At 51.6% G+C, this 18,290-nt stretch carries 13 protein-coding genes and 1 tRNA gene; 7 read left to right on the top strand and 7 right to left on the bottom strand.

The window, feature by feature from the left end:
- The first annotated feature begins 59 nt into the window (after window positions 1-59).
- Genes VF399_02315 through VF399_02305 form a run of 3 tightly spaced genes read left to right on the top strand, consistent with a single transcriptional unit; the run spans window position 60 to window position 5,520 of the window.
- The gene (locus tag VF399_02315) at window positions 60-2,018 is read left to right on the top strand and encodes a HEAT repeat domain-containing protein (protein ID HEX7319175.1); all 1,959 of its coding nucleotides are present in this window, start codon (window positions 60-62) and stop codon (window positions 2,016-2,018) included.
- Window positions 2,015-3,523, top strand: a complete 1,509-nt coding sequence (guaA, locus tag VF399_02310; GenBank protein ID HEX7319174.1) for a glutamine-hydrolyzing GMP synthase — start codon at window positions 2,015-2,017, stop codon at window positions 3,521-3,523. Before VF399_02315 ends, guaA begins: the two co-directional genes overlap by 4 nt.
- Window positions 3,514-5,520, top strand: a complete 2,007-nt coding sequence (locus VF399_02305) for a diguanylate cyclase (GenBank protein HEX7319173.1) — start codon at window positions 3,514-3,516, stop codon at window positions 5,518-5,520. Before guaA ends, VF399_02305 begins: the two co-directional genes overlap by 10 nt.
- Here VF399_02305 and VF399_02300 read toward each other — a convergent pair.
- Window positions 5,511-6,215, bottom strand: a complete 705-nt coding sequence (locus VF399_02300; protein ID HEX7319172.1) for a UDP-2,3-diacylglucosamine diphosphatase — start codon at window positions 6,213-6,215, stop codon at window positions 5,511-5,513. The genes VF399_02305 and VF399_02300 overlap by 10 nt on opposite strands.
- Before the next feature lie 517 nt (window positions 6,216-6,732).
- Here VF399_02300 and VF399_02295 point away from each other — a divergent pair.
- Window positions 6,733-7,926 carry a 2,3-bisphosphoglycerate-independent phosphoglycerate mutase gene (locus VF399_02295; protein ID HEX7319171.1) on the top strand — a complete coding sequence of 398 codons (1,194 nt, stop codon included), beginning with the start codon at window positions 6,733-6,735 and terminating at the stop codon, window positions 7,924-7,926.
- 66 nt (window positions 7,927-7,992) lie between these two features.
- Complete coding sequence (purH, locus tag VF399_02290) at window positions 7,993-9,435, top strand: bifunctional phosphoribosylaminoimidazolecarboxamide formyltransferase/IMP cyclohydrolase (protein ID HEX7319170.1); 1,443 nt, start codon at window positions 7,993-7,995, stop codon at window positions 9,433-9,435.
- Between the two features lie 279 nt (window positions 9,436-9,714).
- On the opposite strand, the gene VF399_02285 is transcribed toward purH, so the two are convergent.
- The 6 genes from VF399_02285 to VF399_02260 form a co-directional block, all read right to left on the bottom strand.
- Window positions 9,715-11,070 (bottom strand): hypothetical protein, encoded by a 1,356-nt coding sequence (locus VF399_02285; GenBank protein HEX7319169.1) that lies wholly within the window; start codon window positions 11,068-11,070, stop codon window positions 9,715-9,717.
- A 34-nt stretch (window positions 11,071-11,104) separates the two neighbouring features.
- On the bottom strand, window positions 11,105-12,445 hold the full coding sequence (locus VF399_02280) for a POTRA domain-containing protein (GenBank protein HEX7319168.1): 1,341 nt from the start codon (window positions 12,443-12,445) through the stop codon (window positions 11,105-11,107).
- Window positions 12,411-12,917: an HNH endonuclease gene (locus VF399_02275; GenBank protein HEX7319167.1), complete on the bottom strand. Its 507-nt coding sequence runs from the start codon at window positions 12,915-12,917 to the stop codon at window positions 12,411-12,413. Before VF399_02275 ends, VF399_02280 begins: the two co-directional genes overlap by 35 nt.
- Before the next feature lie 13 nt (window positions 12,918-12,930).
- Window positions 12,931-13,293: a hypothetical protein gene (locus tag VF399_02270; protein ID HEX7319166.1), complete on the bottom strand. Its 363-nt coding sequence runs from the start codon at window positions 13,291-13,293 to the stop codon at window positions 12,931-12,933.
- Window positions 13,290-14,522, bottom strand: a complete 1,233-nt coding sequence (locus VF399_02265) for a tetratricopeptide repeat protein (protein ID HEX7319165.1) — start codon at window positions 14,520-14,522, stop codon at window positions 13,290-13,292. Before VF399_02265 ends, VF399_02270 begins: the two co-directional genes overlap by 4 nt.
- Window positions 14,523-14,547: 25 nt before the next feature.
- Window positions 14,548-14,620, bottom strand: a tRNA-Ala gene (locus tag VF399_02260).
- A 187-nt stretch (window positions 14,621-14,807) separates the two neighbouring features.
- Here VF399_02260 and VF399_02255 point away from each other — a divergent pair.
- Together VF399_02255 and VF399_02250 are read left to right on the top strand one after the other, a co-directional pair.
- Entirely contained in the window at window positions 14,808-15,581 is a 774-nt protein-coding gene (locus VF399_02255) for a hypothetical protein (GenBank protein HEX7319164.1), read from the top strand.
- On the top strand, window positions 15,538-18,285 hold the full coding sequence (locus VF399_02250) for a hypothetical protein (protein ID HEX7319163.1): 2,748 nt from the start codon (window positions 15,538-15,540) through the stop codon (window positions 18,283-18,285). The genes VF399_02255 and VF399_02250 overlap by 44 nt, the downstream gene beginning before the upstream one ends.
- The last annotated feature ends 5 nt before the right edge of the window (window positions 18,286-18,290 follow it).

Raw genomic sequence — 18,290 nt, 5'->3', positions numbered from 1 at the left:
TGAAAGAAATTGCGGTCGGATATAAATCCGCCAAATCATATCCCCCTGAACATCCGGTTATGGAAAAAGTTGTAAGCAGCACACTTGCCGTGCTTAACAAGCTGTATAACAAATATCCCGGGTTTTCCCTTTACTTCCTGGAGCAGACGCTGATCTTCCAGGATGAGCGTATCGATCTTTCGAAAAACATCGCCGTGGTGTCGCTGCTGGAGGCACTGAGAAAAAGTGATATTAACAGCCTGACCTTCGCGCCCAGCGTGAACAATGGCGATTTGAAGAACCTGTATGAAGTCATGACGAGCGGCAAACTCAAGATCAAGGAATACGGGGATGCCGCGACCATGCTGAGTTGCAAAGGGACCGAGCGTATCAGGATCAACGCCGTCAAATTCGGCATCCAGGGCGGCAGCGCGGTGCAGAACGCCCAGGAAGCGCAGGCCGTGACCAGGCAGTACATGGAAAAAGATATCATCGATTCGATTCGCGGCCTCAAGGACCTCGTGGAAAAAGGCATCTCCACGCTGACGTTCCAGGAACAACTCATTTCCCTGACTGCCAGCACCGAGGGGATGTCGGACCAGAACCTTCAGCCTTATAGCGAGGCTGTAGCCAAGATCATCATGGGCCTACCCAAGGAGCAGCGCCTTGACATTCTCAAAAACGCCGAGCTTAAATCATTCGTTCTAAAAGTATTGGCCAATGTTGACGAAGAGACCATCAAGCAGCTGGTGGTTTCCAAGGTTGAGGGGCAAAAGCAGAGTGATATCGGTCCGATAATCAGCGCGATGGGCGAAGATAAACTTTCGACAATGCTGCCGGAACTCAAGCCGCTGGTCCCGGATATTTATGAGTACCTTGCCAAGGTCGGTCTGCTGCTCAGCGAAAAAATCACGTCGAATGTTTCGCGCGAAGACCTGGAGATTTCGATCCGGCCCTACTACGCGATGCTGGACACGCCCAACGCCAAAGTCAGGGAAGAAGCGTTGCGGTCGCTGTTAACCCTGGCCACACGTTTTGTCAAGCAGGGGAACGACTCGCTGGCCGAAGATATCGCGAACCGCATCTGCGCCGCGATCGCACAGGAAGCGGTCGAGGAGATTGTTATACACGTCATGGATTCGATCCAGGATTTATACCAGGCATGCCGCGAGAGAAACCAGGATAAACTGTGCCAGCTGCTTATTGAACCCTATGGCAAGATGATGGGTCGGCCCGGCATATCGGTGCATTTTAAAAAAGCGGGTATTAAATTTTTAAGCGATACCGGCCACCACACAGCGTTGCCTGTATTATTTACCTTCCTGTGGGAAGTCGGCATATATCCCGACGTGCGTGCGGCAATTATCAAATTCGGTAAAGATGCGGTTCTTGAGGCGCTCATGACGCTTAAAGAAGCCGAGGATTATTCTCTCAGGATGAAGCTGGTTGATATCATCAAAAACATCGGCTCGGAGGCAACCACAATCCTGCTGAATAATCTGGATGCTTCAGAATGGTTTTTAAGACGCAATATCATTGCGATGCTGGCTGACATTGGCGACCAGGACGTGGCGCCGAAACTCATACACCTGGCTGATGATCCGGACGACCGGGTCAGGCTCGAATTGGTTAGGACCTATAGTAAATTGAACTACGAAGAAGGGCTGGAAAAATGCATGAACGATGTCTCGCAGGAGGTTAGGGCTGAGGTCCTCCGTAGTATGAAAAAAGATATGCCCAGGGAAAAAATCGTTGAGCTGTTGTCTTTGTTCAATGGAAAAGGCGATAGTATCCATCTGGAATTGTTGAAGATCGTCAGCGAAAAGAAACTGCCCGAGGCAATAACTCCCATCACCGACATGCTGCAGGCGCTCGAGGCGCGGAATGATACGACCGCGCAGTCACTGCGCGAACTGGGCGTGTCTACAATCATCCGGATCGGCGGACCCATGGCCAAGCTCTGTCTTGAGGAACTCAGCCAGGCCAAAGACAAGATGCTCGCCAACCTGGCATCAGCCGCGCTCAAGCGTCTTGGATGATAGCGATCATTGATTTTGGTTCACAGTACACGCAGCTGATCGCGCGCCGGGTCCGCGAGTGCCGCGTATACTCCGAGATATTCAGCTGCCACACCGATGCAGAAACCATCAGCCGCCTGAAACCCGAGGGCATCGTCCTTTCCGGGGGGCCAGCCAGCGTATACCGCGTTGATCACCGACGGTACCGATCGCTTTTTTGTCTCGGCGTCCCGGTGCTGGGCATCTGTTACGGCATGCAGCTCGCCGCGCAGATCTACGGTGGACGGGTTAAACGAAGCAGTACGCGGGAATACGGACCGGCCATTATCAGAACACACGCCAGTCCCTTGTTTTACGGTCTGCCGGGATCGATACGAGTCTGGATGAGCCACGGGGATACTGTAATGAAAGCACCGGAACGTTCAAGGATCATCGCCCGGACCGAAACGACACCGGTCGCCGGTTTCCAGCGCGGCAACTTTTACGGCATCCAGTTCCATCCCGAAGTGAAACATACCGAGGGCGGGAAAAAGATGATCGAGAATTTTCTTACCCTGATCTGCCATGCCCGCAAGAACTGGACCATGTCAAAATTCATCCATGACACTGTGCAGGAGATCAAGATCCAGGCCGGCGACGGGAAAATATTATGCGCGATCAGCGGCGGCGTGGATTCGACCGTAGCCGCGACCCTGACCGCCCGGGCGGTCGGCAAGAACCTCATCGGCGTGTTCGTGGACAACGGATTGCTCCGGCACAACGAAAAAGGTGAAGTGAAGAATATCATTTCACGTTTCGTCCGCGTGCGGATCGTGGACGCCCGGCAGCAGTTCATAAAGAAACTGGCCAACGTCAAGAACCCGGAACGGAAAAGAAAGATCATCGGGCGGGAATTCATCAGGGTCTTCGAGCGGGAAGCGGACAAGATCCAGGGCATAAAGTATCTGGTCCAGGGCACCCTGTATCCCGATGTTATAGAATCAGGGATGGGGATCGGTCCGTCCGATACCATCAAGACCCATCATAATGTCGGCGGCCTTCCCAGCCGCATGAGGCTGAAGGTCATCGAACCACTGCGTATGCTCTTCAAAGATGAAGTGAGAAAGCTCGGCAAAAAATTGGGGATCCCCAAATCGTTCATCGAGCGCAAGCCGTTCCCCGGTCCTGGTCTGGCGGTCCGCATTGTCGGCCCGGTCACGCCCCAGCGCCTGGAGATATTAAGGCAGGCCGACCGGATACTGCTCGAAGAAGCCGCGAAGTTAAAACACTATCACGCGATATGGCAGATATTTACCGTACTTTTACCGCTGGGCAGCGTGGGCGTCATGGGCGACCAGCGCACATATGATTCGGTCATCGCGATCCGGGCCGTAGAAAGCGAGGACGGCATGACCGCCGACTGGGTGCGTCTGCCCAGGGAATTTCTGGCCGCGGTCTCCCGCCGCATCACCAACGAGGTAAAGGGCATCAACCGGGTGGTGTTGGATATCACCTCAAAGCCTCCGGCAACGATCGAATGGGAATAACGATCTTTTTTATTATTTCCTTTGTGTACACGGTTCTTGGTGCGACCGGGATCGTCCAGTCCCTGACCCCGCGCCTTGGACCGGCGCTGGATGGTAAATTTGTGTATGTCCTTGCGGTCTTTTGCGCGATTTGCGCTCTACTTTATGCTGCTAAGAGGAAAGTAAAACTACACGACAGCATGCTGCTGGGCATGCTGACAAATGCCTGCGTGCAGGTCACGGGCGGACTGGGTTCGGCGATATTCCCGCTATACCTGCTTATCGTGCCGGTCGTCGCATATAAAGACACGTACCGCGATTACTGGATCGTGGCATCAGGGATCACGGGGATCGAGGTGCTGGCATCGATCTTCCGGCATTCTTTCGTCACATTGCCCGTGGTGCTGCTGGCGACCGGTGCGGTCATCGCCGGTGTCATCGGCAAAAAATGGTTGGACCGAGAGTTCATGATCCGGCGCGCGCTCATAAAGTACGAGACCAGGGACCAGTTTTTCGGCCCGGCCGATTTCGAGGTGAAATCGATCATCACTTCGATGAAGGATATTGACCGCCACCCGGGCATCGAGCGTCCCCTGCTTTACTTCATAAAATTCATCCACTCATCATTTCACGCGTATTCGACCGCGATCTTCGCGTATCACAACAACAACCTGGCCCTGATCCAGGGATTTTCAAGATCGGAATTATTCCAGCCGCAGGCCGTGGTCGATCTCAGGTCCGGTCTGTACCGGCAGATCATTGCCGAGCAGAAATCGGTATTGATCAGGGAATTCACCCAAAATCCCGAAGAACTAGGTTACTATAAAGGTGAATTGAAAATATCGTCCGCGATCATCGCACCGATCATGATCATGGATCGCATCGAGGGCGTGCTTGTCATTGACCGCAAGGATGGGGAGTTCACGGAAGAGGAAAAGATGCGGTTCGATGAAGCCGCTCTGGGGACCGGATTCTTGCTCGCCATGCTCCGGCTTTATGAAAAGGAGCGCTACGAAGCGACCTATTTGAAATCGATCGCCACGCTGGTGAAGGAATTGCAGCGGGGGCTTGAATTGAAGGAGATCCTGGCTGATACGGTAAAGGCGTTCAAAGATGTTCTGAAATGCGATGATATGTCGATCGCATCCATGGACGAACTGAACGAAGAGGGGGTCGTGTTGGAGTCAACGCGCGTCAAGGAGAACACCAGGTTTTCTTTTGACGACGGTCTGGTGGGTTTGATCGGCCGGCATAAAAATTATATCTTGAAAGAAGACCTCGGCGATGGCGATTTTGTCGTGCTAAAAAAAGGTCAGAAAAGCAATACCGGTTCTTTTGTCGGGGTCCCCATCTTCGCCGGAGCGACGAATAAAGAGAGCGATGAACTCCTCGGTGTTATCTGGCTTGAAGATCATCGTCGAAAAAGGTTCAATGAAGACGATCTCAAGGCCTTGAACATGCTGGCTTCGCAATTAACCCTGGCCTGGCAGAGGGCGATCCTTCACGAGCGGGTTAAAGAGCAATCCATCCGTGACGGGCTGACTGGCTTGTATAATCACCGCCATTTTCAGGAAGCGCTTGAAAAGGAACTTGAGAAACACCGGGAACTCGTATTGATCATGTTCGATATCGACCATTTCAAGATGGTCAACGATACCTATGGTCATCAAGCCGGAGATGAAGTCTTGAAATTTCTTGGCCACTTAGTGTCTCAGACCGGCATTGCCGCACGATATGGAGGCGAGGAGTTCGCCCTGATCCTGCCTGGCGTCAATTTGGATAAAGGTATCAAGACTGCGGTGAAGCTTAAAGACCACTTGATCAAGGCGGATATAAGATACAATCAAATTAAAATAAAGATCACCGTTTCAGTCGGGATCGCGCACTGCCCGCGGCACGCGAAGACCCGCATGGACCTCATTGAAAAAGCCGACCAGGCGCTTTACGTGGCGAAGGAGACCGGCCGGGACAAGATCATGATCGCCAAGAACGCGGTCGGGGGAAGCGGTCACTTGTAGTAGCGCAGCGATATGTCGTCGCCGGTCATGACCGCGTACGAAAAATGGTCGATCCAGTCGCCGGTATTGATGTAATATTTCCCGTTTACATATTTTTTTATTTCCGGGATGTGAGAGTGGGCGAGTATGACGACATCCAACCCGGAGCCGGCTTCATTGAGTTTTTTGAGTCCGTAATGTTCCAATCCGCTGGCAATATTAGTATTGCGTTTTTGCTTGCGGGAGAGGTAGGCGATAGCCTGGGCAATGAATACGCCGATATCCGGATGGAGCATGCGGTAGAGCTCGTGGTTCAGTTTCGATGTGAGGAACTGCTGCCAGATGGACGTCCACAGCCGCTTATCGATATTATGGCCATGGGCGAGGAAGACCTTCTTATTGTGGATGGTGAGCACGGCCGTGTCATTGTGCACGATGAATCCGAAATATTTCAAAAAATCACCGATCATAACCTCATGATTGCCCAACACGTAATGGACAGGGATGCCGTCCTGGATCAGGTTGTACAGGGTCGCCAGCGTCCGGAAATAATCCTTGGGAATAACGACGTTGTACTCGAACCAGAATTCGAACAGGTCGCCCAGGATATAAAGGGATGTCAGTTTTGGCCTCATTTCGGTCAAAAACCGGATGAGCTTCTCACCCCTTGGGCTGTCGTCCTTGCGGATATGCGCGTCGCTGATAAAAACATGCATTGTAGATTAGTATATCTATTAAGCCGAAGACGTCAATGATTGAAAACCAAGATTTGGTAGCATTGGTCTCACGTTACGCAAAGAATGGGGGCGCATACTTTATATAATGAGTTGTATTTGTGGTTTGGCTGCTATTGCTAGTTTATACACAATGCGTATTATTACTCATAGGATTGATGTTGTTTCAGCAATGCAATATCTGGTTTATGTAATTGTTCTCAATGGATTATGGATATTGTTTTGCGTATACGGGATAGTTTTTTTAAAGCGTAGTGATGTACGTAAGGTGTTTAGTAAGTAAGGGGAGTATGGAATATGGGGTCAGCCCTCGAAATTAGAAACTAGTTGACAAGGTTGGGACCATTCTCGTCTACTACTGGTAACGATATTAGCATATATGTTGGCTGTCATGTTTAACAACCGCCAACTATCTATCCTTAATAGGATTGACTTTAGCGTGTTTTAGTGTAATATTAGCCTGTCGTTTGAGATCATTGATCAATGCCAAAGGAGCCAAATGCAGGATATTTTACCCGAACTTATAAGTAAAAATGACAGCCGGATCATCCTGATCGTCATGGACGGCCTGGGTGACCTGCCGCATCCCGACAAGACCGCTCTGGAACTTGCCCGCAAGCCAAACCTGGACAAGCTCGCGCAGTGCAGCGCCCTGGGACTGACCGTTCCGATCGGTGCCGGGATCACGCCTGGTTCAGGACCGGCGCACCTTGCGCTTTTCGGGTATGATCCGTTGAAAAATAAAATCGGCAGAGGCGTACTGGAAGCTTTGGGGATCGGCATGCAGATCAAAGACGGTGATCTGGCGATCCGGGCGAATTTTGCCACGATGCAAAACAACGTAATCATTGACCGCCGGGCCGGCCGGATCTCCACTGATGAATGCGCAAGGCTCTGCGCTAAACTGCAGGATGCGGTCAAGGAAATCCAGGGGATCGAAGTCATCATAAAACCGGCTAAAGAGCACCGTTTTGTTGTGGTCTTCAAGGAAGGTAACTTGTCTGAAGAGCTTACCGATGCCGATCCTCAAAAGGACAACAAACCACCCGTATTTGCTCAAGCCCTTTCGCCTTCAGCCAAGCCCAGCGCCGATATCATCAATTCCTTTATAAAAAAAGTCCAGGTCGTGCTCAAGGATGAACAGAAAGCAAATTCAATTCTTTTGAGAGGATACGCACGTTTTCCAAGCCCGCCATCCATGAACGTTAAGTACGGTCTACGCACCGCGGCGGTCGCGAACTACCCGATGTACAAGGGGCTGGCGATGATCGCCGGAATGGACGTCCTGCCGGTGGGTGATACGCTGGCCGATCAGATCACGGTATTGAAAAGCAATTACACGAAGTATGATTTTTTTTATGTGCACTACAAAGCAACGGACAAAGCCGGAGAAGACGGGGATGCCGCGGCTAAGATCAGGGCGATTGAGGCGTTTGACGCCGTCGTACCCGGGATCACCGGTCTGAAACCCGATGTGCTGTGCGTGACCGCCGATCATTCAACACCGACAGTTCTGCACTCGCATTCATGGCATCCCAATCCACTGGTGCTGCATTCGCCGTACGTGATCCCGGACAATATGACCCTGACCGAGAAAAATTGCAGCCAGGGAAATCTCGGTACTATGAATGCCCTGGATGTCATGCCGTTGCTGCTGGCGAATGCCTTGAAATTGCAGAAATATGGAGCGTGATAAATATAAGATGGGGATATGTGGATATGGGGATGGGTGGATAGGAGATAAGGAGGAAACATCTTTATGAACAAAAAAGCGATAATATCCGTTGCCAATAAAGAAAAGATCGTGGAATTTGCCGGGGAATTGAAGAAACTTGGTTTTGAATTGATCGCCACCGGCGGCACCCAAAAATTGCTCCAGGATAACGGGATCGAAGCCGTAAAGATCGGCGATTACACGGGCGGCACCGAAAGCGAGCGGGTGAAGACCTTGAGCCAGCGGGTTGCCAAGGAGATACTCGAGACCGGGGAGATCAGTCTGGTCGTCTGCAATCTTTATCCGTTCTTTGCCCAGAAGGACAAGACCCTTGATGAAATGATCGAATTCGTCGACATCGGCGGTCCGACCATGATCCGCGCGGCAGCGAAAAATTACAAAAATGTCGGCGTCGTCTTCGACCCGTCGCAGTATGACAGCCTGATCGATGCACTGAAAAACAATAAGTATGATGAAGAGTACCGCTTGAACCTGGCCCGAAAAGTTTTTGATTATATCGCCTGGTATGATGCGGTGATATCGGACTATTTCAACAAGGCATCGGGTAAGCGAGAGTTTTTCTCGAGCGGCGCCGAACTGTTCATCCCCATGCGTTACGGCGAGAACCCGCATCAGAAAGCCGCATTTTATCTCAACCGTCTTTTGCAGGAGGATTTCGCGATCCACGGGGGCAAGGAAATATCGTACAATAACATCCTGGATGCGGAGATCGCGTTCGCCTGCGCCCATGATTATTCGGATACTGCGTGCGCGATCATCAAGCACCAGACACCTTGCGGAGTGGCGATCGGCGCCGATCTGGGTGAAGCGTACGAACGGGCGTACATGGCCGATTCGGTATCCGCGTTCGGCGGGATCGTCGGCATGAACCGCAATGTTGATGTCAATACCGCCGAAGCTATCGCCAAAATATTTTATGAAGTGGTCATCGCGCCCGGTTACGAGCCCAAGGCCCTGGAAATACTCAAAACAAAAAAGAACTTAAGGATCGTGCAGGCACATCCCCGCCTGATCCAGTCGGTTGTCTTCAAATCAGTGTTCGGCGGCATCCTGGTGCAGGATAATGATCGGCAGGATTTTACCGACTGGAAGGTCGCGACCAAACGCGCGCCCAGTCAATACGAAGCCGAAGCGTTGGAGTTCGCATGGAAGGTCGTCAAGTGGGTGCGGTCGAACGGGATCGTTTTCGCGATCAAAGGCAGGACCGTCGGGATCGGCGGCGGACAGACATCACGGGTCGGCGCTGTGGAACTGGCGGCAAAGCACGCCGGCGGCAAGCAGGAAGGGATTGTCATGGCTTCGGACGCGTTCTTCCCGTTCCGGGATGGCATTGACGCGGCCGTGAAAGCGGGCGTGACCGCGGTCATCCAGCCCGGTGGTTCAAAGAAAGACGAGGAGTCGATAACGGCGTGCAATGAGAACAACATCGCCATGGTCTTTACCGGCTTCCGGCATTTCCGGCACTGATTTTCACCCCCACCTTGATCCTCCCCCCTCGAGGGGGAGGGTAAGGGAGGCGGGGATTAGTGGATCAGGGGATCGGTGGATATGGGGATCAGTGGTTTTGTATCAGCATGTGAGGTAAGGCCTTATCCCGGCAAACATTTAAGCACTAAATCCTAATATCGAAATCCTAGACAAATCCCAAATCCAAAATATTAATGTTCAAAACGTTTTAAAATTTGAACATTTGTGCTTGAGTATTGTTTAGAATTTAGTATTTCGAGTTTCGGATTTGCTGGTTTTTCAGTACACCAGCCAGAGACTGGCATTCAAGGTCACGTCGTCCGTGTCATTCCCCGGTACGTGATCCTGGTTCGTGACGAACTCTTTTCCCACACCGGCTTTGACGAAGACTATCCCCTGGACGCTGTACTCGGCTGAAAATGTGACGCCCAGGGTTTTTTGCACGACACCCGAGGGGAAGGGTGGATTCCAGTTACCACCTTCGGTCTCATAGGGAAGGTATATGCTACCCTCGCCCTGACGCGTGAAGTTCACCATGACCGAGGGCGTGATCCCCAGCCAGTGGATGAACGATACCGATCCGGACAAACGATCACAGTCATTGCCAAGGGGAAAACCCAGGGGCATACCGTTATTTTCATAGGTATTCCACGCATCCTCGTGTGTGTAGACCCATTTGTCGACGAACCCGTAATTTCCTTTTATCAAGAAAGAGCGCGCGATCAGGGATCTGAAGCCCACCTGGTAAGCTAACTTGCTGGGATGCGGGTCATCTTCATACATGTAATCGTCGATGAGCAGCTCGCCGTAGCAATACGTGTTGAAGGCGCGGATACCGATATCAAGGTTCCACATGATATTGTCGTCGCGGTCAAGACCCCACTGGCTCAGATAATAGGGAAGGAGGAAATTGAGGTAAAGCGGCTCAAGGTCATGCGTGAACAAGATCGATTCGGAGAAACCTAAAGTGAAGTTCTTCAGGTCTAAACCCAGACGGTGGACCGACAGGTACCGCCGGTCAAAAGCGTCAAGGATGGAAAAAAGAGTGTAGAATTCGTAATACTTTGCCGGTATCCTGATCATAAGGCCGTCATAGCCCTCTTTGGCCGGTGATAACAATAACCCGTAATCATCACCCGGACCAAGCAGGTAATTACGGCGGCCGAAAAGTGCCTTGAACCGGTCTGTATCCAGATACAGGTTGCCTTCCCGCAGATATGCCTGCGCAGCATCTTTCCATGGATTCGGGCCCAGGCTGTCGATCTCGCCGGCGAACCTGAACCGGATCGCCTGATTCCATGACAGGTTTGAGATGATCCGTCCTCCCATCATTTCATCAAAGTAGAAGCACGATCCTGTTTCGCGGTCATAGTTTGAGTTGAACTGTACCAGGCAGGTATAATCATTACGCTTGACCAATAGCCGGTTAAATCGCGAGATCATGCGGCTGTCAGTCCGGTCATAAAAATATTCGCCGGCAACGAGTTCATCAAACTGCGGCATCAATTCCGTTATATCATAGGGCTTGATGAGCGAATAACGCAGGAATCCTTTTATGAACAAATAGTCCATATTCTCCATCATTGGCGAATCCAGGGGAAGCAGGTAACCGAACAAAACTGCCAGGATCAACATGTTAGCCTCCATTCCGACCCATCACGGTCTATATTCATAATCCCTTTTGCAGCATAAAATGAACCTTGCCATCGTTCCATGACCCGTCTTTGGGCCAGGCAAAGACCAGCGTCGCATCGGCAAAGCTGCTTTTCGCGTCTATTCCCAATCCATATGCGTAGAAAAAACCGCTGTCCAGCCACGCCATGTCTAGCAGCGGATATATGGGCAGTTTTTTATATTCAATGTTCAACCAGCCCGCGCGTGCCACCACAAATTCGTTATCCTGGTAACCGCGGATATCACGAGCGCCACCGAGACGCCAGTAATCGAAAAATTCAAAACGATCGGTCCATGTCCAGACTGCGTGCGGTCTTAAGTCGAGCGATTGCCATGCAAGCAAGCCGTCATACCTGAACCGAAGACGGTCGCTGGACCTGAACAGGTAATCAATATCGAAATTCTGCGTCAATTCTGCGGCATCATTCTTGAATGATGCGACCATGCCCAGCCCCACGAGACTGTTGCGGTAGCCCGGGCGCGATGTATCGACCAGATAGTCGACTATTTCCAGTCCTGACAGCACCGAGGTTTTCACATGAGCGCCTACCGGCGCCGCGACCCGGCCGCTGATCAGGGAAAGACGGGCCGTATCATAGGCGGTCAGGGAAAAGTTAATATCCAGGATCACCGGCGCGATCGATACTGGATCAGAGAATGAAAGGGCAAAAAGGTTCTTCAGCTGTCCCGGTACGTCGGTAAGTGTGCCCGATTCATAGATAAAGGAAAATCGCCGGAGCGTGCCCAATATGCTGGCGGTCTGGTAAGCCGCGCCCAGGATCACATTGTCCTGCGCGATCGAGCCGGATCCATTTATGTAGTCGGCCGGGTTTTCGACCAGGTCGAAGACAACGAAAAAGTCATCCTGTTTCTCCACGATTCGCTCGCTGACCGAGCTGAACACGCCCGTGTTCAGGAATATGGATTTTGCCTTTTCAATATCCCTGAGGTTGAAATAGACATCGTCGTGCAGCAGGGAGATCCGTCGCAGGGCAGCGGGCGATGTTTTGCCGGTCACCCGGTATTCGTAATCGTTCACTTTTATTCTCGCGCCCTCATTGATTTCAAGGAGCACCGATATCCGGTCACTGTCATTATGGTTTACCACGGGTACGACCGAGCACAAAGCAAAACCGGCTTCTGCGTAGAGATCCAGGATGCGGCTGATGGTTTTTTCCACATCGGCGGCGGACATCAGGTCACGGTTGTTCCGGAGTAGATAAGATGAAGAAAAAAAATTGTTGCCGGAAAGTGCGATTTTGACAGGAACGGATGGTACCGATGCGGTAAAAATAGATACGCTAAGATTGAAAAAGAAAAGGCCGCCACTTATCATTGGGATTACCGAGTTCCCGTAGTACAAAAGTGAAATAATTCGGCTTTTTGGGCTTTTTGACCAGCTTGAGACCCGCGGCCTGTAATGTTTGGTTCCCTTTTTTATTATTGCATTCCAGACATGCGCAAACCAGGTTCTCCCATGATTCTTCGCCGCCCAGCGCCTTGGGATTGACATGGTCGGTCGTCATCATGCCGGCTCTCTTACCGCAATACTGGCATTCGTGGTTATCCCGTTTAATGATGTTCTTCTTGGTCAAAGGGATCTCTTTGCGTTTTATCTGGACGAAGTAGCGGAGCCTGATGACCGAGGGTACGGGTAAGTTCATGGTGATGGCGTGCAGCATCTTCCCATCCGCGTTTTCGATCAGGTCAACCTTGCCCAGGAATAAGAGGGTGATCGCCCGCTTAACCTTGAGCACGGTGAGTGGTTCGTAATTCTGGTTAAGAAGGAGAACTGGATTATGCAGCATCGCCTGTTTCTCTTTAGTACCGGACCTTTATCGGCTGGATGACATCGATCACGAAGCTCTTGTGGTATATCATGCCGAAAATATTCGATGAATCATCGTAGGTTACGTAGATCCGCAGTGAATCAAAGATGCCGTGATCGACATAGATCTGTTCAGGTTTCAGCACAACGTGGAGATCTTTCGACTCTTTAATAAGCTCTTCCGTGATCGATTGGTCACTTTGCGCGAGCCCGATCTTGGCGGCATCCGTAACTTTTTCCTTGACCGCGCTATAGGTGAATTGTAAGCGTCCCATCTGATACGCCACGTATCCAATCAGCAGTAATATGATGATAATGATGATCGCTGCGATTCCCGATATGCCCTTTGGTTTCATGGTTTGACTCCTATGTACCATAATTCTTCCTTGATCTGCTTGACCCAAGTACCGCATCGGTCGATCTCCGCCGACGCATATGAAGCGTACTGGCCGTTATTTTTTCCCTGGCCATAGTAGGCGATCGCCTGGTTCAGGAGATCCACGGCCGAGATCCCCGACGACTGGTTCTCTTTGATCTTTTTCTTCTCCCAGGCAAGTTTGGCATTGTAACCCTTGCGTTCGTAGATATCGCCCAGCAGGATGAACGCGTAGGAGCTGTCCGACGCCAGCGCAAGCGCTTCGCGGACGCGGGCCTCGGCTTGTGCGTATTTTCCGCGTACGATGTTCAGGTCCGTCAGATAATAAAGCGCGGCCGCATCGCCGGGTGCAAGCCGACGCGCCTCTTCGTATTCCTTAAGCGCGGCCTGGTATTTTTTCTGTTTTTGAAGGATAAGCCCGAGCTGCAGATGGTAGTATGCGTTGTCCGGGTACTTGACTAGCAGCCAATCGTACTCCTTTGTGGCTTCGTCGTATTTTTTCATCTGCAGGTAGACTTCACCCAGTTGCTTTCTGATCTCGGAGACTTCCGGTTTTTTCGCCTTCAGCGTCTCCAGATAACTGACGGCTTTTTCCGGTTCCCCCTTTTCAACGTAGAGCTTGGCCACGGCGAAACTACTGGATATATTCTCGGGTTCGTAGAAAAGGCTTCGGTTGTAAAAAGCAAAAGCGTTGTCATAATCTTTCATTATGGCGTAGATCGAAGCGATGCTATTCAAAATATTGACATTCGTTGTATCAAGAGCCAGGGCCGCATGGTATTCGGCGAGCGCTTCATTATATTTCTTGAGATCTGAAAAATAAAGAACGCCCATGCCCTCATATGCTCTGGTGTCGGCAGGGTCGATGCCCTTTGCTCTGGTGTAGGTCGATTCGGCGTTGGTAAAATCACCCTGTGAGCGGTATGCCTGGGCGAGCGCGATATAAGCGCCGTAGTAAGCGGGCCAGAGTTCGATCGCGGTCCGGAAATGCGGGACTGCTTCGGCAAAACGCGTCTGTTTCATATATTCGTAACCGATCGAATATTCCTCTTCCGCCTTGAGTTTCGCGTCCGCGGATGGCTCTCTACCCGGGGTGCCGGGCATCGTTGCTTTGCCCGACGTGCAGCAAAGCATAATACTCAGGCAGATGCCGATACATGCGATCGCCGTGCACCGATGGTTCTTTGATAAATTCAGATCCGCGTGCATAATTAGTTCCTTTGTGAGTGAAAAATGGAGCCGACGGGATTCGAACCCGTGGCCTCTTGAATGCCATTCAAGCGCTCTCCCAACTGAGCTACGGCCCCATCAAAATCAATCTAATCTGTATTGTATATATTATGGTGCACTTGTCAATATCAAAGGGCGATAAAACAAAGTTATCGCCCTTAAGATGACGGTGATCTTAAAATGCCAAATCGCTGTAATCACCGGTTTCCGTATAAATCATGAAACCGGATTGACTTTCGGGCGATTTTCACTATTATATATCGCATGGCGGTGCTGTTATTCGTGTTCTGCGTGGATCCAGCGTTCGTGATAACGATGCCCGCGGAATATGGGGTGCTGGAAGTACATGATAGCCTGGTCTACGTAGCGCCTTTTTTTGGGGCAGGTATTTATCGCTTTCAACCGGTACGCGGACAGTCTCGGGCCGATAACATGGAACCCCTGAACTTTACCCGTCAGGAAAACTACCGGATACTGCAGTTTGAAGTAACGCCATTTTTCATCTTTATCAACAACGGGAAAACGATCGAAAAATATTTTTTTTCCGCGGGCACAACCGAAACCGTTTGCCAGGGCGAGCAGATTTCTTCTTTCACCCTGACCGGCTTCTGGGATATATGCTATGCGGACTACGGGCAAGAAGAGCTGGTCTTCCTGAATACCAACGCCAGGGTAATGAACAGGCTCAGCGATGTCGCCGTAATCGACGTCAAAAGCGGTGAGAAGATGGTTTACGCACTGACCAGAAAGAAGATCATAAGATGCGACGAATACGGGAATAGCACGGGCGAAATTTCGCTGCCTGAAAGCCTGGAACGGCTGTATGCAGCCGGCCACAAACTGTACCTTTTTTCTCAGGCCAGGGACTATTTTTATACTTATGATGACCGCGCTTCGGATCATGACACCACTGATGGATCGTGGAGAAAGATCGAGCTCGGCAGATCGATCCGCGACCTGGCCGTGCTCGATTCAACCATGGTGATGCTGGATAATGCTGGCACTCATTTGCTGTTTTATAATTGGTCAGAATTCTGATCCGGTCCCTGATTCGGGCTGGTCAGCGTTTCAGCTCGATACGCTTTATTACCGTTACCGGGTAATAATGGACAGCGCTAAGCGTGACTCCGCCGCGCTTGTTTTCGAACCTGGGGCAGCCGGTCCGGAACTCCCGGCTGATGAGACCGGAGCGGGATTGCGTCTCAGCGGGGTCAAGGACTTTTTTTTCGACACCAACGAAGGGTTCGATCAGGGACTTAGCATTGCCGTTAACGGCGAGATCGAAGGAGTTAAGGTCGAAGGGAATCTTTCTGACCAGGCTGCGCCTTCGCAGACCATGCAGATCAGTGATATCGAGAAGATGAGCCTGCGGGCTTCGACCGCTAATTTCAACGCCGGTCTGGGCGACCTGACACTGCCTCTTCCCTTTGGCATCCAGGACGAGATCCAGGGCGGAAGGATCGGTATGACCACCTGGGATTCCAAGAACTGCGTGAACGCAGCTTACGCATTGAACCGCGGTTCTTTCCGGAGAATGGAATTCAGCGGCAGTGAAGGCAAGCAGGGTCCCTATATTCTTGATGGACGGGTAGTCGCCGGCACCGAACGCGTCTATGTCACACAGGGATTCGAGCTCCCGGCGCTGCTCAAGCGGGACGCCGACTATCTTATCGACTACGAGCAGGCGATCATAACGTTCACGAATAGTGTCATAATAACGAACCGGTCGCGCATCACGGTCGAGTATACCGAAGCGACAAGTACATATCCGAGGATATTTTCAGAACTTGATACGCGGACCGCATTGAACAATTTCTCGGTTACCGCGATGGTTCGGAGGACCATGGATGACCGCACCGACCCGATGGGTTTCGTTCTGAGCCCGGCTGAGATCGAGAGCCTGCAGGCAGCCGGTGACAGCATAACGTACGCCCACGTTTATTACGATACATCGTCGCAGGGCAGTTATGATCTGGAGAACGGGCACTTCGTGTTCGTAGGCGAAGGCAGCGGGCATTATGTCGTAACCTTCTTTTATACCGGTGAAAACCAGGGCGATTATGCTTATGATCCAGTCAGTAATGGATTTGTATACCAGGGTGCAGGACTGGGCAACTATTCACCCACCCGGTTCACGCCGCTCCCGCAGGACCAGCAGTTCTATGGCGTAAGCTTGACTAGTTACAACACGCTGACCACAACCTTATACAGCTCGAAGTTTGACCAGAATACCTTTTCGCCTCTGGAGGACGCTGATAACGGTGCCATGGGGTTTGAGATCAATTTGCAGAGGCAGATGAAATATCTCTCGCTGGACGGTACTTATTTAAGTTATGACCATGATCTCGCGCTGCCGCGTTCCCGCGAATACATCGGATTCAACAATGAATGGAATACGTCTGATACTCTTCAGAAACTGGCGCAGGTGAACCTGGGCATTCAACCCGTGCCGGTACTGGGAGCGGACCTGGCATACGGAGTACTGAACCAAAGCCACCACCGGAAATCGATAATGGTCAAGCCGTGGTTTTCATATTTCGGCTTCAGCATGATCGACACCCTGAACCGCTATTTCGCCGGCATGGCGACCACCTGGCGGTCATACTCGGTCAGCTCACGGTACGAATATGCCAGAGGCGCGCAATATGCCCTGTACGCAGTGCAGTATGCTTTGGGCGGCCAGAGCCGCGTTGGTTTCAGCGGCGAATACGACCGTAACGAGCGGGAGCGGGGGATAACATCCCGGCTGGATTTCGCGAGCGTGCCGTTGAGCGTGTCGGTCGGCCACCGCAATTATAATGACACGACCTTTCTCTTCGGCGCTTCCACGCTGACGCTATTGTACAGCGGCTTCCGGCTGATGGGCATGGTCCAGCAGACCCAGTCGTACTCCCAGAAAAAAGACGAGGCTTATTTCAAGGTCGACGACGGGACCGGCAGTTATGTGTATGACAGCACGACCCAGAGTTACATACCGAAACAAGGCGGCGATCATATTAGGAGGATAATCCTGCTCAAAGATTACCAGCGCGTGACGACACGGAATGCCGGGTTTGAAATGGGCCATACACGAGGATTTTATGACGGCATGTGCCGGTTTGACTATGCCCGGGAAACGGATTTCTACAGCCACGCCGAGGAGGCACAGGTTTCCCTGTCGGGCGACCCTGCCGAACTCGTCCTGGCAGCGAGCCAGGATTTTTCAAACGATGCGCGGTACGCGCTGGCCGCTAACATCCTGACAAGACGTTCGTACCGGATCGATCCTTCATACCGGCGTGCGCACGCTCATGCCGAAAAAGAGGAGCAGATCGAAAAAGAGGGGGATTTTTTGAAAGAGCGAAGGACCGATTATCGGAGCGATGTCTCGGTGGAATTTTTTCAGAAACCGATCCTGCGACCGCTTGCGGGCTACACCCATTCTTACCTGTATTCGCAGTTTTTTGAATCCCTGGACCTGGTGCTGCGCGCGCCGCAGCTTATGCTGACGGTCATCTATCCATTTAAGAAGACCGGACGGGTTGAGGTGACCGGTGAACTCGTCCACCGCCTGTATGACCGCACTGATGTGCCTTATTTCTTTACTGCAACAGAACCGCCTGGCTTGAGCAAAAATCTTGGCGTCGTGATCGGCATCGGCGTCGGCAGCAACACGGTATTGAACCTGGCTTACTGGGTCCGATTTCCGTCCGGTGATGATTATTCCCAGACCCTGAATTTCCAGACGCGGATCCGGTTTTAAGATAT

This window comes from bacterium (genome assembly GCA_036382775.1).
Classification (GTDB): Bacteria; Hydrothermota; Tepidihabitantia; order SM23-42; family JAOAFX01; genus DASVHD01.
This window is presented reverse-complemented; position numbering and strand designations above follow the sequence as displayed.

What these genes read in the sequence shown, in the direction of transcription:
- VF399_02315 (HEX7319175.1), top strand. Translation starts at nt 60, where the DNA reads ATGGAAAAAGTTGTAAGCAGCACACTTGCCGTGCTTAACAAGCTGTAT.
- guaA (HEX7319174.1), top strand. Translation starts at nt 2,015, where the DNA reads ATGATAGCGATCATTGATTTTGGTTCACAGTACACGCAGCTGATCGCG.
- VF399_02305 (HEX7319173.1), top strand. Translation starts at nt 3,514, where the DNA reads ATGGGAATAACGATCTTTTTTATTATTTCCTTTGTGTACACGGTTCTT.
- VF399_02300 (HEX7319172.1), bottom strand. Translation starts at nt 6,215, where the DNA reads ATGCATGTTTTTATCAGCGACGCGCATATCCGCAAGGACGACAGCCCA.
- VF399_02295 (HEX7319171.1), top strand. Translation starts at nt 6,733, where the DNA reads ATGCAGGATATTTTACCCGAACTTATAAGTAAAAATGACAGCCGGATC.
- purH (HEX7319170.1), top strand. Translation starts at nt 7,993, where the DNA reads ATGAACAAAAAAGCGATAATATCCGTTGCCAATAAAGAAAAGATCGTG.
- VF399_02285 (HEX7319169.1), bottom strand. Translation starts at nt 11,070, where the DNA reads ATGTTGATCCTGGCAGTTTTGTTCGGTTACCTGCTTCCCCTGGATTCG.
- VF399_02280 (HEX7319168.1), bottom strand. Translation starts at nt 12,445, where the DNA reads ATGATAAGTGGCGGCCTTTTCTTTTTCAATCTTAGCGTATCTATTTTT.
- VF399_02275 (HEX7319167.1), bottom strand. Translation starts at nt 12,917, where the DNA reads ATGCTGCATAATCCAGTTCTCCTTCTTAACCAGAATTACGAACCACTC.
- VF399_02270 (HEX7319166.1), bottom strand. Translation starts at nt 13,293, where the DNA reads ATGAAACCAAAGGGCATATCGGGAATCGCAGCGATCATCATTATCATC.
- VF399_02265 (HEX7319165.1), bottom strand. Translation starts at nt 14,522, where the DNA reads ATGCACGCGGATCTGAATTTATCAAAGAACCATCGGTGCACGGCGATC.
- VF399_02255 (HEX7319164.1), top strand. Translation starts at nt 14,808, where the DNA reads ATGGCGGTGCTGTTATTCGTGTTCTGCGTGGATCCAGCGTTCGTGATA.
- VF399_02250 (HEX7319163.1), top strand. Translation starts at nt 15,538, where the DNA reads ATGCTGGCACTCATTTGCTGTTTTATAATTGGTCAGAATTCTGATCCG.